Annotated in this window: 16 protein-coding genes; 11 read left to right on the top strand and 5 right to left on the bottom strand. The window is 46.0% G+C overall.

What is annotated here, in order from left to right; all coding sequences use genetic code 11:
- Nucleotides 1-5: 5 nt before the first annotated feature.
- Entirely contained in the window at nucleotides 6-410 is a 405-nt protein-coding gene (locus tag MNQ98_RS25980; protein ID WP_241930793.1) for a GNAT family N-acetyltransferase, read from the bottom strand.
- A 375-nt stretch (nucleotides 411-785) separates the two neighbouring features.
- Nucleotides 786-1,409 (bottom strand): hypothetical protein, encoded by a 624-nt coding sequence (locus MNQ98_RS25975; RefSeq protein ID WP_208917721.1) that lies wholly within the window; start codon nucleotides 1,407-1,409, stop codon nucleotides 786-788.
- Nucleotides 1,410-1,711: 302 nt separating this feature from the next.
- Between MNQ98_RS25975 and MNQ98_RS25970 the strand changes: the two genes are divergently transcribed.
- Complete coding sequence (locus tag MNQ98_RS25970) at nucleotides 1,712-2,794, top strand: ATP-binding protein (protein ID WP_241930792.1); 1,083 nt, start codon at nucleotides 1,712-1,714, stop codon at nucleotides 2,792-2,794.
- A gap of 120 nt (nucleotides 2,795-2,914) precedes the next feature.
- Nucleotides 2,915-4,132: an MFS transporter gene (locus MNQ98_RS25965; RefSeq protein WP_241930791.1), complete on the top strand. Its 1,218-nt coding sequence runs from the start codon at nucleotides 2,915-2,917 to the stop codon at nucleotides 4,130-4,132.
- Nucleotides 4,133-4,230: 98 nt separating this feature from the next.
- Here MNQ98_RS25965 and rnjA read toward each other — a convergent pair whose 3' ends face one another.
- Complete coding sequence (rnjA, locus tag MNQ98_RS25960; RefSeq protein ID WP_241930790.1) at nucleotides 4,231-5,946, bottom strand: ribonuclease J1; 1,716 nt, start codon at nucleotides 5,944-5,946, stop codon at nucleotides 4,231-4,233.
- Between the two features lie 216 nt (nucleotides 5,947-6,162).
- Here rnjA and MNQ98_RS25955 point away from each other — a divergent pair, with 216 nt between their 5' ends.
- Together MNQ98_RS25955 and MNQ98_RS25950 are read left to right on the top strand one after the other, a co-directional pair.
- Nucleotides 6,163-6,921, top strand: a complete 759-nt coding sequence (locus MNQ98_RS25955; RefSeq protein ID WP_241930789.1) for a YqcI/YcgG family protein — start codon at nucleotides 6,163-6,165, stop codon at nucleotides 6,919-6,921.
- Nucleotides 6,922-7,217: 296 nt separating this feature from the next.
- Nucleotides 7,218-8,645 carry a glycosyl hydrolase family 18 protein gene (locus tag MNQ98_RS25950; protein ID WP_241930788.1) on the top strand — a complete coding sequence of 476 codons (1,428 nt, stop codon included), beginning with the start codon at nucleotides 7,218-7,220 and terminating at the stop codon, nucleotides 8,643-8,645.
- A gap of 176 nt (nucleotides 8,646-8,821) precedes the next feature.
- On the opposite strand, the gene ymzB is transcribed toward MNQ98_RS25950, so the two are convergent.
- Together ymzB and MNQ98_RS25940 are read right to left on the bottom strand one after the other, a co-directional pair.
- Entirely contained in the window at nucleotides 8,822-9,160 is a 339-nt protein-coding gene (gene ymzB / locus MNQ98_RS25945) for a protein YmzB (RefSeq protein ID WP_241930787.1), read from the bottom strand.
- A gap of 399 nt (nucleotides 9,161-9,559) precedes the next feature.
- Entirely contained in the window at nucleotides 9,560-9,739 is a 180-nt protein-coding gene (locus MNQ98_RS25940; protein WP_208917726.1) for a hypothetical protein, read from the bottom strand.
- A 122-nt stretch (nucleotides 9,740-9,861) separates the two neighbouring features.
- Here MNQ98_RS25940 and MNQ98_RS25935 point away from each other — a divergent pair, with 122 nt between their 5' ends.
- The 7 genes from MNQ98_RS25935 (at nucleotide 9,862) to MNQ98_RS25905 (ending at nucleotide 17,612) form a co-directional block, all read left to right on the top strand.
- Nucleotides 9,862-10,656 (top strand): sulfite exporter TauE/SafE family protein, encoded by a 795-nt coding sequence (locus MNQ98_RS25935; protein ID WP_241930786.1) that lies wholly within the window; start codon nucleotides 9,862-9,864, stop codon nucleotides 10,654-10,656.
- 39 nt (nucleotides 10,657-10,695) lie between these two features.
- On the top strand, nucleotides 10,696-11,604 hold the full coding sequence (locus MNQ98_RS25930; protein WP_241930785.1) for an aldo/keto reductase: 909 nt from the start codon (nucleotides 10,696-10,698) through the stop codon (nucleotides 11,602-11,604).
- A gap of 524 nt (nucleotides 11,605-12,128) precedes the next feature.
- Nucleotides 12,129-12,998 carry an ABC transporter ATP-binding protein gene (locus MNQ98_RS25925; protein WP_241930784.1) on the top strand — a complete coding sequence of 290 codons (870 nt, stop codon included), beginning with the start codon at nucleotides 12,129-12,131 and terminating at the stop codon, nucleotides 12,996-12,998.
- Entirely contained in the window at nucleotides 12,991-15,198 is a 2,208-nt protein-coding gene (locus MNQ98_RS25920; protein WP_241930783.1) for an ABC-2 family transporter permease, read from the top strand. The genes MNQ98_RS25925 and MNQ98_RS25920 overlap by 8 nt, the downstream gene beginning before the upstream one ends.
- Before the next feature lie 63 nt (nucleotides 15,199-15,261).
- The gene (locus MNQ98_RS25915; RefSeq protein WP_241930782.1) at nucleotides 15,262-15,936 is read left to right on the top strand and encodes an RNA polymerase sigma factor; all 675 of its coding nucleotides are present in this window, start codon (nucleotides 15,262-15,264) and stop codon (nucleotides 15,934-15,936) included.
- Nucleotides 15,917-16,762 carry a hypothetical protein gene (locus MNQ98_RS25910; protein WP_241930781.1) on the top strand — a complete coding sequence of 282 codons (846 nt, stop codon included), beginning with the start codon at nucleotides 15,917-15,919 and terminating at the stop codon, nucleotides 16,760-16,762. The genes MNQ98_RS25915 and MNQ98_RS25910 overlap by 20 nt, the downstream gene beginning before the upstream one ends.
- Entirely contained in the window at nucleotides 16,755-17,612 is an 858-nt protein-coding gene (locus MNQ98_RS25905; RefSeq protein ID WP_241930780.1) for an ATP-binding cassette domain-containing protein, read from the top strand. The genes MNQ98_RS25910 and MNQ98_RS25905 overlap by 8 nt, the downstream gene beginning before the upstream one ends.
- The last annotated feature ends 38 nt before the right edge of the window (nucleotides 17,613-17,650 follow it).

Genomic DNA, 17,650 nt, shown 5'->3' with positions numbered 1-17,650 from the left:
TTTTTTTAACTTCCAGATTGCATTTTATAGTTCCTCAAAATCATACCATTTGTCTTCGTCATACCGAACTTGTCATAATAAGGAACTAAGTCATCGTCACAACATAAATCAATCATATATATGTCATCAAGTTCTTTTAGCATCCGATTTACTAGTTCCTTGCCGATACCTTTATTTTTGTATTCTGGTAAAACTTCAAGAAATGGAATGTAGGCAGACAGAATTCCATCACTTATCGCTGTAATAAATCCAACTACTTGATTCGTATTATCATCAATCGCAATAATCACTTTACTGTTTTTCTTTAATAGTATTAAGTGAGTTTGTGGATTTGGTGGATAAGGCCAATCGACAAAAAAGCCCTTTAACATATCAGAAGAAATACCGTCGAGTGAGTTCTTGTATATCATAATATATCAGCTCCTAATTGATATTAACTTATTAGATAGATGATATATATCAAAAGTAAAGTAACAAAAATATGACCTCCAAGCATTCCAAGGAATACTATAAGTTATTCCACTTAAATTTCAGAATCCCTTCTCATCTGTGTGGTAACTTTGCCGTTTTCAATGTATTCGGCTTTCTCGACTGTGCCGGAAGAATGATAATAAATGATAAGCTGGTCGAAATTGCTTAGAAATATAATAACCGCTGTTTTATATTCATGATTAAGGACTCCCTGTGCTAGACTCATTGTTTATAAACATACAAAAGACAGGAGAGAGCCTGGGTTGGCATCTCCTGTCTCAAAGAAGGTAAATTATCGTTGCTACGAAGCCCGACTAACCAGTCTTTCCGAATCTGAAAATTTTTCCTCTATCTTTGGTGTCCGTCACAGGTTGGAAGGTTGAAGTAGAGGATAACGATGAGTTCACCAAATTATTCAAATAACCATCAAGAGGGCCCCGATATATTTCATTCAATTGTGGTGAATTGGAGAAATCCTCTGGCGTGACGAGGTGCGGAGGTTTATTAACCAGATGCAGTCCGGCTTGCTCAAAGACAGTCGCTACGAAGTGGGAACAGAAGTAGGCATCATCGCGATCGATATGAATTCTAAATAGGATACCCAGCAGTCCAAGCAGGTTGTACTTATACCGATCCTGATCGTGCATCATTTCTTTGACCAGGTTGTACATATGCTGGTAATCTTCACAGCTGACACGGCAGCGGTAAACAGCGCATTCTGATGTGCGGAAGAAAGGTGCTCTAAGATTCTCGCGGACCAAACCTCCATCGAACGGATTGTTCGCTTGTTTACGACCGAAGCTGTAAACTTCATGCAGATCGGAATCAAACGCGATAGAAGCGTGATTCAGCGGGGCATTCGTAAAGCATCGGATCATCCTGCTGAACCAGGTGCCTGTGCCTGTAAGCACAATCCAAATATTTTGTTCCGTATACATACTCGCAAACTCCTTTGTTAACGGTCCATACCTGTACTCATATATATGCTTGCTCCTTTCACAATAAACGAAAAGAGCGTGCTATTCAAGTTAAAAAAAACCATTTTCTTTCAAATCAGTTATTATACCACTTATTTAAAAAGAGCTCTCAGAAGAGCAGACATAAAGGTGAAGAGAGCTAATTAACGACGGTTTTCTTATAAAAATCTCGGCTACTGCAGTACGTTGAAGGAGAACGGAATCCCAATCTAGAATTGTATGTACAATAATTGTACAACGAGAGATTGGGGGAACTTCAGACGATGATTAATGGCAAAAGCCTATGCAGCGATCTCATGATTCAGGCTATAGAGAGGGCACCGATCGGAACGGCATTTCTTAATTCCGAAGGATACATCATAAATGTTAATCCTTTCGCATGTTTACTGGTGGGATGCGAAGCTGATGAGCTTATGAATCGCTCAATTCATGACTGGATCCATCCGGATGATGCTTCGTTGGTTCATTCCCGCCTCGCTGAGCTGTTAAAGGGAGATCAGCATACCAATCAGGTCGAGCTAAGGATGCTTCATAAATTGGGTCATATGCTATGGGTGTCTTCCACATTGTCTGCGGTAAAAGATGACGCAGGAAGAATCCTCGGATTTGTAGTGCATTTAATCGATCTGACGGCGCAGAAGAGAGCTTACCATTACGCAGAGGAAGTGATGATTCAATCTGACAAGCTGTCGATGGCAGGACAGCTGGCAGCTGGTATAGCTCATGAAATCCGAAATCCAATGACATCTATCAAGGGCTTTGTTCAGCTTATGCGTTCAGGCTCAGGAAGTAAAGAGGAGTATTTTGACATTATATCTTCCGAAATCGAACGTATCGAGCTGATCCTCGGGGAACTGTTGCTATTAGCTAAGCCCCAGGGTATCAAATATGGGCAAAAAGATATTCGGCTTCTGCTTGAACAGGTTATCACTCTTCTTAATACACAGGCCATCCTCAACAATGTGGAGATTATCACGAGATTCGGCACGGAAGCAGCTTATGTGAAATGTGATGAAAATCAAATGAAACAGGTGTTCATAAATTTTATTAAGAATGCAGTAGAATCCATGCCAGGTGGGGGAAAACTTACAATTCATATCGAATGCGACAGTGTGGATCAGCTTGTCATTTTTTTTGTAGACGAGGGCTGTGGCATTCCGGAATCTATTTTATCCCGGCTGGGTGAACCGTTTTATACGACAAAAGAAAAAGGAACCGGTCTTGGCTTTATGATCAGTAAAAAAATGATCGAGGATCACTGCGGCCAAGTTGTCGTATTCAGTAAGCCCAATGAGGGAACAACGATAAAGGTTACACTGCCCCTCGCACATACGGCGAATGACTGACAGAAATTTCAAGTAACACGTAACTGACGTGTAATGATGCTTTAGGTTTAATAAAACTCTTGACCAGATGTATCCTTAAACCTAAATTATAGAAAGATACAGGAAGAAGGAGGACTGTTCATGAGTCATACTCACTTGATGAACGATCCCAAACGGCGTAAATTGCTGTTTAGCGCCGGCCTCAGCTGGATGTTTGATGCTATGGACGTCGGCATGATCTCATTTATTGTGGCTGCACTGGCTACAGAATGGTCGCTTAGCTCACAGCAGATTGGTGTGCTTACAAGCACCACTTCCATCGGAATGGTGTTTGGTGCTGCACTTGCGGGTTTTTTGGCGGATAAGTACGGCCGGAAAAATATTTTACTGTGGACACTGCTTATTTTCTCAGCAGCAAGCGGTTTATCCGCACTCGCCACAGGTTTTGTTATGCTCTGTATTTTTCGATTTATTGCAGGTTTCGGGCTGGGAGGCGAACTGCCAGTAGCTTCGACTCTTGTGTCTGAAAGCATGCCGGTGGAAGACCGCGGCAGAGCGGTTGTATTGCTCGAAAGTTTTTGGGCTGCGGGATGGATTTTGTCAGCGTTGATCGCTTACTTTATCATTCCGGATTATGGGTGGAAAATGGCATTTGTCATTGGAGCGTTACCTGCGTTTTACGCGCTATACTTGCGGAGAGCGATTGAAGATCCTCCAAGGTATCTTCAGCAGAAGAGCGCACGCAAGCTGACATTTATTCAGCGTGTACAATCCGTCTGGTCTCAGGAGCACCGTAAAACGACGATTATGTTATGGATTCTCTGGTTTACGGTTGTATTCTCTTACTATGGAATGTTTCTATGGCTGCCGACGGTTATGCTAGACAAAGGTTTTAGCCTGGTCAAAAGCTTCCAGTATGTGCTGATTATGACACTCGCACAGCTGCCGGGATATTTCACAGCCGCTTACTTCATTGAAAAGTACGGTCGAAAGTTTGTACTTGTTACTTACTTAATTTGTACGGCTCTGAGTGCTATATGGTTCGGCTATGCTGATTCCGTTGGCACCCTAATGGCTGCTGGCATTTGCCTTTCCTTCTTTAATTTGGGCGCCTGGGGCGGATTGTACGCCTATAGTCCAGAATTGTATCCGACGCGCGTGCGCTCCACCGGAGTCGGGCTTGCAACGTCCTTTGGACGTATCGGCGGTGTGATCGCGCCACTGTTGGTTGGCGTGTTGAAGGGGAGGGGGACAAGCATCGAATCGATCTTCATTATGTTTTTTATCGTGATTTTGATCGGGGCATTCGGTGTGATGCTGTTAGGTAAGGAAACGAAGGGGCGGGAGTTAGCTGATTAGCGAATAACCGGAGCTTAGGAGAGTAACCTAACAAGAGGGGTACCTCAAGGTCATGGATTAGACCTTGAGGCACCCCCTCTTTGTGTGATGGTATTTTGTTATACCTCCATGATGGAAGGCATAATGAACGGACTTCGTCCCAATTCTCTTTTGAAATAGCGGTTCAGTGTTGTTGTGGTGATCTGTTCCCAGGCTGCGCGGTCATATTCCCGCTGCTCACCTGCCTTATTGAGATGCTTACGGAGCATAGCCTCGGCACGGCGCAGTAACGGCTTGGAGTCCTGCATGTATACAAAACCGCGGGTGATCAATTCAGGTCCGGCAAGCAACTTGCGTGTTTCACTGTTTATCGTAATTGCAACAATGACAACACCGTCATGCGCGAGCTGAACACGCTCCTCTAGCAGTTCTTTTTCATGGGTGCGAAGTTCGCCATTGTTGATATACACATCCCCGGAAGGGATATTTCGACCTTTGCGGGCTCCGTTCCGGTACAGGGACAGCGTGTTTCCGATATTAAGAAGATACACATGATTCTCCGGTACGCCGACCTGTATGGCCAGTTGACGGTGGTTCAGCATCATCCGGTATTCACCATGAATAGGTACAAAATACTTTGGACGCAAGCTGCTGAGCATCAGCTTCAGATCTTCCCGGCATCCGTGCCCCGACGTGTGGATGTCCAGTATGGAGCCATAACGTACATCTGCACCAGCACGCATCAGCAGATCGATGCTGCGGTTGACGTTCTGCGTGTTGCCCGGAATCGGTGAAGATGAGAAGATGACGGTATCGTCAGGATGAATTTGAATGGAACGGTGTGCTCCCGAGGCAATTCGGGTAAGCGCAGCATTCGGCTCTCCCTGACTGCCGGTACAGATGATCAAAACCTGCTCATCACGGTACCGATTAACGGCTTTGACGTCAATTATCATACCGTCCGGAACACGAATGTAGCCGAGCTCCTGTCCGATGACAAATACCTTTTCCATACTGCGTCCAACAATAGCGATTTTACGGTTCGTGCGGATCGCAGCATCCACAACTTGCTGCAGCCGGTGAACATTGGAGGCAAAGGTTGCGAATAATATCCGGCCAGGGCATTCTTGAAACTGCTTAAGTATGGAATCGCCTACAGTCCGTTCAGAAGGCGTGAATCCTTCACGCTCACTGTTTGTACTGTCCGCAAGTAGAGCCAGTACACCTCTCTGACCGATGCTCATAATTTTGTGAATATCGGCGGGCTTATCTTCCGGTGTAAAGTCGAACTTAAAGTCTCCGGTATGTACGACCGGCCCATAAGGTGTCTCGACCACGATGCCAAAAGCATCGGGAATACTGTGCGTTGTCCGGAAGAAATGGACGGAAAGATGCTTGAAAGAGATGGTCTCGCTTTCATGGAAAATACGCAAGTCGCTTTGATCCAGCAACCGGTGCTCTTCCAGCTTGGCACGTACAAGACCTATCGTTAGCGGGCCACCGTATATCGGCATCTGAATTTGGCGTAGTACATAAGGGATTGCCCCAATATGGTCTTCATGGCCATGCGTGAGAAACAGTCCTTTGATCTTGCTTTTATTCTCAATCAGGTAGCGGATATCGGGAATAATATAATCTACACCGCTCATTTCAGCGTCCGGAAATTTAAGACCGGCATCAATAATAATAATCTCATTTTTAAACTCAACACCGTACATATTCTTGCCGATTTCACCAAGACCTCCGAGCGAAAATATGCGTACAGGAGGCGACGATGGCTTAGGCTTTTTGGAAGGAACCGTCTGGATCTTTTCTGTTAGAAGGGGTTTAGACATAATGTAGAAGTATTCCTCTCTATGGTAATTAAGGGCAATGCCCGAATATATGTGTTAGTGATAAGTACCTCTAACTAAGATATCAGAAAGTACAAGCTTATTGAAACGTATTTCTAAAATACAACGCGGAAAAAAGGTTAATTTAGCACAAACAGACGAAGGACAGTCACCCACTTTCCTCTTTTTTTATAATCTGTAGGAAGAGGAGGGCTGCCCATGATAAAGCCATTGAAGATTGAAGATGTTCTTCTGGCACCGGAAAACCATAACACATGGCAGCTGGATGCCATAAATAAATGGACGGTGAAAATGACGGACCGCGAATCCAAGTTCCCCTGTATTCCGGCTGTTCAAGGATATGCTTTTAATCATCTGAGGTACGGATTTGTTCAACAAGCTGAAGATTTCGCCGCGGAGGAGCAGCTAGCCGCTCTACTGCAGAACTATGGTGAGCAATCTAGAGTGTTAGGTCACTATACTTCACTGGTCGTATTTATTCACAGTAACGCTGAGCCGTACCGGAAAGACGGTGTAGAGTACTACGAACGATTATTTTGGTCTCTTTTAAGCCGTACTACGGCGATGGATCGTAAACCATGGCCTGCTCATTTACCGGATGATCCGTCGGATCATCTTTGGGAATATTGCTATGACGGTGAACCTTATTTTGTATACTGCGGAACACCCGCTCACAAGCTTAGACGGAGTCGCAGCTTTCCTTACATGGTCCTTGCCTTTACGCCGCGATGGGTCCTTGAGAAGTTTAATTCGGCACCGCTTCAGGCGGAGAAGACAAAACAGATGATCCGAAGAAGGCTTTACGCTTATGACCCTGTACCTCCACATCCAGATCTGAAGATGTATGGGGCAGAAGACAATTATGAGTGGAGACAATATTTTTTACGTGACAGTGGCAATTCGCTATCATCATGTCCATTCATGCGTATGTATCCTAATTATGAGAGCAAGACGTAATTCTATAGAATCAATCGTCAGCTAGTTACTAAATAATCATTGGAAGGTGCCCTTCAGCATTTGGAGTGGCGCCTTTTTTGGCTGGCTAGATATTTGAAGAAGGGCTAAGGTGATCGGGTGTCTGTACAATTTTGCCCCCGAATTAGCAAATCTTATCCTTGTTGTTCCAAATTTTACCGAGTTACACTGAAACTGAACTTATTTAAGTTTAACACTTTTGCGAGGAGGTGTGGAGGAAGAAAGTTTAAAAGAGGGCTTGGGAGTCTTTTTATTTTAATATGTGAAGGAGAGATGAAATGACGAACAAACAGACGATAAAAATGAAAGCGCTTCTTTTAGGGTTGGCTGTAATGCTGCTGCTGAGTGTGTTCCCTGCATCCCAGTCAGCAGCAGCGTCAGCCTGTACTGATCCAGCCTGGAGCAGCACGGGTATCTATACCGAAGGAAATATAGTCTCCGACAACGAGCATGCATGGAAAGCGAGATGGTGGACACAGGGCGAAGCGCCCGGCTCTGGAGGATCGTGGGGAGCGTGGCAGGACCTGGGAGCTTGTGATACCGGAACACCTCCAGTGGACCCACCGATAGACCCACCGATAGACCCACCAGTAGATCCACCGATAGATCCACCGGTAAATCCGGTTACAGGTGACCGAATGTATGTAGTTTATGCCAGCTCATGGAATACAAGCATTTATGATCTGAGTACAGCGAACATACCAGATTATATAACGCATTTAAATCTTGCTTTTGTGAGACCGGATACGACGTATGCCCAAGGCTCTTATGCATTTGACCAGGAGATTGCTGGATTGGAATTTTACGAAGGTGCTACGACGCCTAATGGACAGAAGAAGTTTACAGCCCAGCAGTCACAGGATCTCCGCAATAATATTGCTGCTCTGAAAGCTCGTGGAATGAAGGTATTTCTGTCTGTGGGTGGATGGTCATATAGCCAAGGTACACAGTGGTCCCATTTCAACGCCAAAAATATCGTGGATCTGGCACAGGATCTCGGGGCGTCTGGAGTAGATATCGATTGGGAGTCCAGCAGTAGCAACTGCAACAAGCAAGTAGACAGCCAGTTCAGCTGCAGTAAGGACGGAGAAATCGCAGGCATCATTACAAGTCTAGATCAAGAGATTAATACTCGAAATTCCAATCTGCAAATTTCTATCGCGGGTTGGTCAACAGGAGCTTATTATGTGAAAGGAACACCATTTGAAGAAGGAAAAGTACAGTGGGGTTCACCATTTGGAGGAACCATGTACAGGGTCGTAAAGGATCATGGCAGCAAGATCGATTTTATCAACCTGATGTCTTACGACGGCGGTCAATATTTTGATCCGCGGGAAGGATATGAATCCTACCGTGCCATTTATAACGGGCCGATCAATATGGGGATGCAAATCGCTCCGGAAGGCTCCGGCGGTAACGTCCTGAAGCTGAATGCAGAACCGGGTACAGTATATGATGCAGAAATGCTGACAGGACAGAACAATATCGCAACCCAGTATTATAATGTAGAAACACTGGTCCAATATATTAAGAACAAGGGAAGAGCTAATGACGGATTCATGCTGTGGCAGCTGTGGAAACAGCGTGTTCATCAACCTGCCCCGTCAGGAGCAGCAACAGAGAACAGTGCCGGCCAATATGTATGCAGCAATCTGCCTCTTAATGGCAACTGCAGCCAGAGCATTCCGGTTTTACCGAAATTATAATTTTTTGCGAAATTCAGAAGATGTGCAATTCATATGTCCGAATCCGACATCCATAGCGATGTCGGATATTTTGTGTTCTGGTAGGCATTTCATGTTTAAATAACAAAAACAGCCGATAAACCGGCAGGGAGGCCCCTGTTGGCTTACCGGCTGCTATTGCATATGGATATTATTCATCATTGAGGCATTATGATATATGCACCCCGTCCGGTTTGCAGCGTTACCTGATGATCTTCAACGTTTACTGAGGATAGACCGTCCACAGCAAGGGTAAAGGTGCTGTCAGGGAGGGGGGACTCATGCCCGTCTGTTATGACAACTCCGCTTCCGTGAAGCAGAAGTGCTTTACAAGCAATGTAGTCATCAATTGAACAATTATCGCCATCTCTATAGCCGATAAATTCAAGCATCAGGCGAACCTGATCCAGATCATCCTGCTCGCGTTTTTGGATAAGTATATTTTGATTTGAATGTGACTTTAGCCATTCTGATACGTCTTCCAGCGGATGTTTCATGACCTACACCTTCCTCTATTGCAAAATAGTTGTACTTGTAGTCATTACCCAAAACCGCCCTGCTTATTTCAAAAGTTCTGCGAATCCGAACTACTCACGCTTTCGGATTGTTAATAAATTAGGCAGCACGATGGTGGGGAAATGAACGAAGAGCGATATAGGTAGTGAATCTTACACCATTTTCACGAAGCTCCCAGGGTGTAGTGTGGCGTCGAATGACGGCGATCGACAAATAGTACAACGAGGGTGTTCCTCAGGTCACATGACCTCTTGGAACACCCTCGTTTTTGTATATGTGGTATGAAAACTTTAAGTATCCCAGGCACAAGAGAAATAGGGCTTGCTGGCCTGAAAAATGTGATAACATAAAAAAAGCGTTCATTTAACAATCAACGGATTTCAATTGTCCTGATAGTCCGTTTTATATACAATCGTCACTCCAAGATGCTGATAGGTTTCTTCGGTATAGTGGTGATCTGGACAGTGCTTGGTCAGCGACATGTTGTCATAATGCGAAACCAGTTTTTGTTCGCAATCTGGACATCTGTCTTGAAACAGGGATTTTAATTTGCTGAACAATTGATATGCACCTCCGGTTTTCCGATGTATTTACTTGGTTTTATTATAATTCATAATTTATCGTTCGTACAGTATTAATGTTGCCTACATATTTAAAAAATTTCGAATGGAGATCGGTCAGCATGGTTATACAGCATGTCATTATGGTTTTAATCGGCCTGGTAGGGTCGTTTTTCTCCGGGTTGCTCGGAATAGGCGGTGCTATTATTAACTTTCCATTGCTGCTATATGTGCCGGAGTGGCTTGGATTTACTAGCTTCACCCCTAAAGAGGTTGCTTCAATCAGCATGCTGCAGGTTTTTTTCGCTTCCCTATCAGGCATGATTTCTAATCGTTTAAGCGCCAAGGGAGGAGCCACGCTGGTCCACAAAAAGCTTGTCATTCAGATGGGCCTGAGCACATTAATCGGTAGTTTGATCGGCAGTATATCTTCTTTATATCTGAACAGCGAAACGATTAATGTGGTCTATGGATTCCTTGCAGTTATAGCCGTTATCATGATGGTGGTTCCCGCTAGAGCTTCATCAGAAAACACGCCCGTTTCACAAGTAACCTATAACACGCTGCTCGCTGTGATCTCAGCCTTCCTGGTAGGTACTGTATCCGGTATTGTGGGTGCCGGTGGAGCCTTTATTCTGATTCCGATTATGTTGACCCTGCTCAAAATCCCTACAAGAATTACGATTGCTTCTTCACTTGCTATTGTGTTTCTGTCAGCAGTTGGCGGTGTAATCGGTAAAATAGCGGCAGGGGGCATACCGCTCTGGCCGGCGGTATTTGCGGTAATTGGCAGTCTGCTTGGCGCTCCGCTCGGTGCCTATCTGAGTCGGAGATTGAACGTCAGGATGCTTCGCTACGCACTGGTCGTTCTGATCGCAGTAACGGCCGTGAAAATATGGATGGATATTTTGATATAGCTGTTAGGTAATGGATAAATGAACAAGGAGGAGATAAGGATGAGGAAAAACCGCGTGGGTTCATCGGATTTATATGTAGGTGAAATCGGGCTGGGCTGCATGTCTTTAGGTAGCGAGGAAAAACAAGCTGTTCGTCTCATTCACGAGGCACTGGAGCAGGGGATCAATCTGCTGGATACCGCCGATCTGTATGACGCCGGGATGAATGAGGAACTGGTCGGGAAAGCCATTAAGGGGCGCCGGGAAGATATAGTCATCGCTACCAAGGTCGGTAATCGCCGTGTACCTGGCCAGGAGGGCTGGGCTTGGGATCCATCGAAGGAATATATCAAGTCAGCAGTGAAAGATAGTATGCGCCGGATTGGCACAGACTATATCGATTTGTATCAGCTGCATGGTGGGACATTGGACGATCCGATCGACGAGACGATTGAAGCTTTTGAGGAATTGAAAACAGAAGGGTGGATCCGTCACTATGGAATATCATCGATTCGCCCAAATGTCATCCGGGAATATGTGAAGCGTTCGAATATTGTTAGCGTCATGATGCAGTACAGTATTTTGGACCGGCGGCCGGAGGAGGAGGCCTTTCCATTGCTTGCAGAGCATGGAATTTCCGTCATTGCCCGAGGACCGCTAGCCAGAGGGATCTTGAGTAATCGAAGCGAAGCGAAAGCGGAGGAAGGCTACCTCGACTATACTAAAGAAGAGCTGCTCGATGTAACGAGACAGGTGAATAAGGAGTTTACTTCCTCTCACGATCTGTCTCATACAGCGATCCGTTACGCTCTTTCGCATCCTGCAGTGGCATGCGCTATCCCGGGAGCAAGCTCAGTGGAGCAGCTGCGGCATAATGCTGCGGCAGGGGAAACGGAGCGACTGACGCCTCAGGAGATTCAGAGTATTCAGATTATCAGCCGTGCGAATCGGTATGAACAGCACCGCTGAGCAAGGCAAGCACGACGAATTGCTCCTTCAGGAAGGTGTGTATTCTAGGCTACATCGTGCTCAATTTGGTATATAATCAAGCAGATGAATGATGAACGCTGTTAATGTTTAATATGCTGCAGCAATTCATGCCCGGCGCCGATTACAGGTCGCCGGGCATGTTTGGAACTAGATAGATTGAACTAAAGAAATGGTAGAACTTCGGGCGGAGAAGGCGGAATTATTCTGGAGAAACGGAGTGGTCGCCCGAAAGCTTTCCACAGGAAAGCTCGCATCGGAAGCATACACTGCCCCCGGATTTCAACGATTGTATAAATATATAAAAGAAATCTGGGGGCAACAGCGATCGTAAGAATAATCCGCATTCGTAGTGATGCTCAGGCTAAGAATCTTTAGTTCTAGATAGATTGAAAATTTATCTCTGGTAAAAGATATAAATGCAAACTTTTTTTTGTTCGATTCGTTTCCATAATAAGAACCGCGCGGACTTATTTTATTTTTGAAGTTATGAAAGGGCATAGTACATGATTACGATTGAGCATTTATCCAAAACCTACCGAAAGGGCGCATGGGCGCTTCTGGACGTTTCACTTACATTTGATAAAGGCATGACGGGTCTACTCGGGCCGAACGGTGCAGGTAAAACGACGCTGATGCGTATATTGGCCACATTGCTGGCGCCTACTTCAGGACAGGTGACGGTAAATGGGATTTCGCTTGGGAGACCGGAAGAAATCCGCAGAATGGTTGGATACCTCCCACAGTTTTTTCACATTTATCCGCAGATGACTGGGCGCGATTATCTAGACTATGTCGGTGTAATGAAAGGAATCACAGATAAAGCGGTCCGCCGTAAGGAAATTTCAAAGCTTTTGGAAATGGTCAATATGCAAGAAAAAGCGGACAAAAAAGTTCGCACTTACTCGGGAGGCATGAAGCAGCGTATCGGCATTGCTCAGGCTCTGCTCGGTTCCCCGGATGTGCTCATCGTGGATGAGCCTACGGCGGGGCTGGACCCGCAAGAGCGGGTCCGGTTCCGTAATCTGCTAACCCGGTTCAGTATAAACCGGACGGTACTGCTGTCGACACACATAGTGGCCGACATTGAGAGCAACTGCCGCCGAGTTGCCGTGATGAATCAAGGCTGTTTGCTGATGACAGGGGATCTAGCTGAGCTTCAGGCATGCGGAGATGGATACGTATGGGAGGCGGTATTGAGCCCTGCACAATTTGCTAGGGTTGACCCGGCCCTCATCGTATCAACCCGCACCGTTCCGGAAGGGACGGTGTGTAGAATGACAGGAGACAGTCCACCGATGAATGACGCGATTCCGGTTGAACCTACCCTGGAGGATGGTTACTTGGCACTGCTGCGGAGGGATCGGAATGAATAAATGGCTGAAGCAGTTTGCGCTTGAACTCCGACTGGTCTTCGGTAACCTTCTGTTTGTGCTGTTCCCAGTTATCTATGCCGTTATATTTCTGTTATTCGCTCTGGGGGCAGGAGATTATGCCAATCCAAAAATATACAACATGCTATACCAGAATTATTCCTTCGCTCATACCATATCGCTTGGACCGGCGATGCTGCTTGGTATCCTGACAGTTCGCCGTGATATCAGGCGGCCTTCCTATGAATGGAACCGCAGTTTTCCGGTTTCCTTTGGGATGCTATTGTCCGCCAAATATATTGTAGGGATCATTTATATGTCGCTATTTACAATGTCGGCATCCTTCATCTTTTATGTGATTTCGATAGGGGGTGGAGTAGATAGTAGCCTCGTCATGCGGCATACCATGAATATTGTGGTTCAATCAGAGATATCTTACCTGGTCACTTTTGCGCTTGCGATGCTGCTTGGTGTTTGTATAGCGAATCGGGTGGTGTACCTGATCGGATTTTGTGCTTGGATGTTCGGCACCTTTTTTATGGATATTTTTCTTATAGAACAACTTAGGCTTTTACCGCTCAAAACCTTTCATCTTAACCAGTTTTTTGTAACAAACAATCCGCTTGGGGATGAGACGTGGGGATATGAATTGTTCAGGGAAGAACTCTTCAGTTCCTGGCTGTTCGTCTTGGCTTTCACGCTTCTGTTGCTGGTGGTCAGTCTTCTACTGCTGAACCGTACCCGGCCTACGATGAACATCAAATGGTGCTGGCTGACAGCCGTAGGCGCTGCGGTACTGAGTGTTGCGGCCTTTGTTCCTTACGGCTCCATTTGGCAGGAACGTTATGCAAGTATTAATGAGAAATTGAATGATTCCACGATCCGATTATCTGCGACGGAATTTTCGAAAGACGTAAGGCTAAACATCTCTAAATATGACATAACCCTAAAGCGAAGACCAGATAATTTGCTACAATTCCAAGCCAAGCTGGAGGTCCCAACGGAAGAATGGTCGGGGAAGTCTTCATTTCCGCTTACACTTCACCGAAACTTTCAATTGAGTAAGGTCCTTGTTCAGGGAATTGACACACCGTACCAACGTAAAGGGGAACGTTTGAATGTCGAGATTCCGAATGAAGCAGCTGATAAGCTCCAGATCGAAGTGTTTTATGCCGGGAATATAAAGGATTTCCTATCGGACTATAACAGAGAAAGGTATCCTGTTTTCAGTGTAGGAAGTGAAGTTTATCTTCCGAGATATATGGCTTGGTATCCGCTTCCTGGACATCAAGATGTGTATGTGAAGACTGAAGATCCGGCAAATCGGATTCATACCGGTAACAGGTATTCTGGCATGTATTTTCCACCCGCAGAAATGAAACTTACCGTTGAGGGATATTCGGTTCCACTGTATACCGGAATGCCGGAGATTGAACGAGAGGTAGGATATCAGCGATTTGAAGGTAAGGGTGTGATGGGCCTTACTCTGCTCGGGAGTGAAAGCTGGATTGAACTGAAGAAGGAAGGTTTACCGGTTACGTTAGTAACAACGCCTTATAACCGGGAGAATGCGCAGATACAGCTGGCGGAATTAAAAGAAAAGTATGATTACTTTACACAATGGATTCCTGAGCTAAAGCCTGCCGTTACACAGATTATGTATTTTGGAACGAGTGTAGAGAGCCTGCAAGAAGAAAGCGGCAAGGTAGACAATGGATTAATCCTTTCTTCACGAACTTCTTTTTACGATTCAGGAAGTGGCCTACCGGGGGAATGGATGAACGCCATGCTCTTTGGTGGTCAAGAAGGACTCGTAATGTATTCAGGGGAAGACGTAGAGGAAGATGTTCGCGGAAGAATCAGCAGTCTGTTCTGGTATTTATATTACCGGGAAGCGAAAGGTGTAAGTGACGAAGAGTTGATGGACTATTATGGTTGGGCAAGATCCATTCAGATGTTAACGATGAAAGATACGGATTATGATCCGAAAGGTCTCGGCCGTAAGATGCTGAGGCAGGTTTCGAAAGCGCTGAATAGAGGAAAGGAAGCTGAGGTTAAAGAGCTTCTGCAGCATTTTTATAATCAGGGAATCAGCCAGCCGGGTAGACGTGACGATTTTTTCCTTAAAGAGCAGCCAATTTCTTATAAAGAATGGAAGCAGGAATGGAATCGGGTCATGCACAGTCATCGCCAGGATAAATAGAAGTAGCTAATCTAATGATATGGGAAAAAGAAAGCATATTAACACGGAAAGGGGGAGTGAGGCATGATTTCCGATCAACAGTTGTCTGAGAGAATGGCAGCCGGTGACCAGGATGCATTTGAGATGTTAGTAACCCGCTATCACGGTCCATTGCTTAGTTATACATCCAATCAGTTGCAGGACCGTCAGAAGGCGCAGGATATCGTCCAGGAGACGTTTATCCGGCTGATCCGTCATCTCAGACAGCATGGGGCTCTGGAGCATGTCAGATCCTGGCTCTACCGTGTTGCCCTGAACCAGTGCAAGGATTATTGGAAAAGCTCTGCTTACCGGTCAGAAGGCCTGGCTGGTGAAGAGTTTCCTGAGCGTTCGGATCCTTCAGCGGGTGCTGAAGAACTGCTCGAGAGGCAGGAGACGTCAGCGGAAATCGCGGCTTCTCTGGAAACTCTGCCGGATGTCCAGCAGAACATTATATCCTTGCGATTCTTTCACGACATGAAGCTGCAGGAAATATCGGAGCTGCTGGATCTCCCCCTGAGCACAGTGAAGACACACTTATACAATGGACTGAGAAAGCTTAAAAAGCTGATGACAGTAAAAGATTCCTATGCTCCGGCAATTACCGCCCGTCCAGGCGGACCGCCGGACGGTACTCGGGGGAGATCCGGGACTGAAGATGGCAGGCAAGTCAAACAAAAAGAAAGCGAGGTGTATTCCCATGGATCATCCTTCCGATAATGAATTAAGAAGGCTTGAAGAGGAGCTTAGAGGACCGCTTACCCGTGCCGTTTATCCGCCGCCGTTCCCGAATGAAACTGCACAGCTGATTGCCTCTCTTCAGGGGGAATTTGACCAGCTTAAGCTGGAGGCCGCGCCTCCTAAGCTGGATTTTAACCCTCAGGTGGATCCCCCCTCATTGAAGCAGTTGCTGCGCAGTCAGCTTCGTCTCAATCAGAAGTCGATCCTTCTCGCAAGTGCGGCTGTATTTAGTATGCTGATTCTGCTGGTCGATCCTGAGTATCCGCTGGATAATTTCGGCGGCATTCCGGGAGGAATATTTCCGCTTATCACACCGCTTCTGCTAATCGCATCAATGTTGTTCAGCAGTCGGACATGGGATCGGGGAATGAGGGCTGTAGAGACCATTACCCCTTATCCACCAGCGCTTGTACTATACAGCAGACTTCTCATGGTTACTGGTATGGTGGTCGGTATGGCGCTGATCAGTACGCTGGTTCTTGGAATAAGGGCCATGAATGCGGAGTCGTCTCATTTTTTGTTTGGGCCCTTTGTACTTGAATGGATGGGCGTTCTGCTCTTAACTGGTGGTGCTGCGATGTATATGATGTTCCGAAAGGGCATGGCAGCTTCCATACTGTCCGCTATATTGGTGTATGGCATGTGGATTGTGCTTCAGGGACAGGTTAATGGCTATGGAGTGTCACATTTCATTAAAATACCCGTAGATGTGATAGTTCTCCTTATTGGAGCTGCTCTGCTAATTTCATCATATGGACACAGCCGCAGAGATAATATTCTCCCCGGGGGAACAGCTCATGATTAGTATTGAGGACCTTACACGCCAAGCTGGCACATACCGGTTAGAGATAGGCAATGCCAGACTTAATTCCGGGCTGAACTTGATCGTCGGCGCGAACGGCGCAGGAAAAACGACGTTGATGGAAATATTAACGACACTTCAAGCTCCGGATGAGGGAACAATTTTGTACAAAGGGCGTAAGGCATCAGATCACCTGCCACTTGTTCGCAGCCAGATCGGGTATGTTCCGTCGGATATTGAATTGTATGGTGATATGAAAGTTGGAAAGCTGCTGACTTATTTGGCTGAAATGAAAGGGGTATATTCTCCTGAGGCCATAGATCGTCTCATGGGAGACTTTCGTCTGGAAGTACATCGCCGCACCAAGGTTAAAAACCTGTCCCAAGGGGTGCAGCGCAGAATTGCAGTTGTACAGGCTCTCTTGGCCTCACCGTCTTTCTTATTTTTGGATGAGCCGTTGAACGGTATGGATGCAGAAGAACGGAAGTTTCTGATTACTTATTTGACACGCTATGCCAAAGGCAGAATGGTGGTTGTAGCCGCCCATGAGCTGAATGAGTGGGAAGATGCGACAGACACGGTTATCTGGATACACCGGGGACGGATTCGTTACAACGGGCCTCCACGGACCTGGAAGCTGGCCGCTCCCTTACGGGTTTGGGAAGGAGAGGTCAGCCTGACGGAATTCGAACAGATTCCAGAACAGGACATTATTCATTTCAGAATGCTGCCGCATGGTATTCGGGTGAGGTTGATGGGCAGCATTCCTCCGGGTCCGGAATTCTCTGAAAAGGAACCGACACTGGAGGATACATTCTTCGTTCATATGGATGCCCTCACTCATAGATCGTAAATTAAAAAACATCTCCTAGTTCTGGTTCAGGAGATGTT

The sequence above is a fragment of the Paenibacillus sp. N3/727 genome, assembly GCF_022637315.1.
GTDB lineage: Bacteria > Bacillota > Bacilli > Paenibacillales > Paenibacillaceae > Paenibacillus_AQ > Paenibacillus_AQ uliginis.
This window is presented reverse-complemented; position numbering and strand designations above follow the sequence as displayed.

Bases quoted from the DNA above. Each gene is read 5' to 3' on its own strand.
- MNQ98_RS25980 (WP_241930793.1), bottom strand. From the start codon at position 410: ATGATATACAAGAACTCACTCGACGGTATTTCTTCTGATATGTTAAAG.
- MNQ98_RS25975 (WP_208917721.1), bottom strand. From the start codon at position 1,409: ATGTATACGGAACAAAATATTTGGATTGTGCTTACAGGCACAGGCACC.
- MNQ98_RS25970 (WP_241930792.1), top strand. From the start codon at position 1,712: ATGATTAATGGCAAAAGCCTATGCAGCGATCTCATGATTCAGGCTATA.
- MNQ98_RS25965 (WP_241930791.1), top strand. From the start codon at position 2,915: ATGAGTCATACTCACTTGATGAACGATCCCAAACGGCGTAAATTGCTG.
- rnjA (WP_241930790.1), bottom strand. From the start codon at position 5,946: ATGTCTAAACCCCTTCTAACAGAAAAGATCCAGACGGTTCCTTCCAAA.
- MNQ98_RS25955 (WP_241930789.1), top strand. From the start codon at position 6,163: ATGATAAAGCCATTGAAGATTGAAGATGTTCTTCTGGCACCGGAAAAC.
- MNQ98_RS25950 (WP_241930788.1), top strand. From the start codon at position 7,218: ATGACGAACAAACAGACGATAAAAATGAAAGCGCTTCTTTTAGGGTTG.
- ymzB (WP_241930787.1), bottom strand. From the start codon at position 9,160: ATGAAACATCCGCTGGAAGACGTATCAGAATGGCTAAAGTCACATTCA.
- MNQ98_RS25935 (WP_241930786.1), top strand. From the start codon at position 9,862: ATGGTTATACAGCATGTCATTATGGTTTTAATCGGCCTGGTAGGGTCG.
- MNQ98_RS25930 (WP_241930785.1), top strand. From the start codon at position 10,696: ATGAGGAAAAACCGCGTGGGTTCATCGGATTTATATGTAGGTGAAATC.
- MNQ98_RS25925 (WP_241930784.1), top strand. From the start codon at position 12,129: ATGATTACGATTGAGCATTTATCCAAAACCTACCGAAAGGGCGCATGG.
- MNQ98_RS25920 (WP_241930783.1), top strand. From the start codon at position 12,991: ATGAATAAATGGCTGAAGCAGTTTGCGCTTGAACTCCGACTGGTCTTC.
- MNQ98_RS25915 (WP_241930782.1), top strand. From the start codon at position 15,262: ATGATTTCCGATCAACAGTTGTCTGAGAGAATGGCAGCCGGTGACCAG.
- MNQ98_RS25910 (WP_241930781.1), top strand. From the start codon at position 15,917: ATGGATCATCCTTCCGATAATGAATTAAGAAGGCTTGAAGAGGAGCTT.
- MNQ98_RS25905 (WP_241930780.1), top strand. From the start codon at position 16,755: ATGATTAGTATTGAGGACCTTACACGCCAAGCTGGCACATACCGGTTA.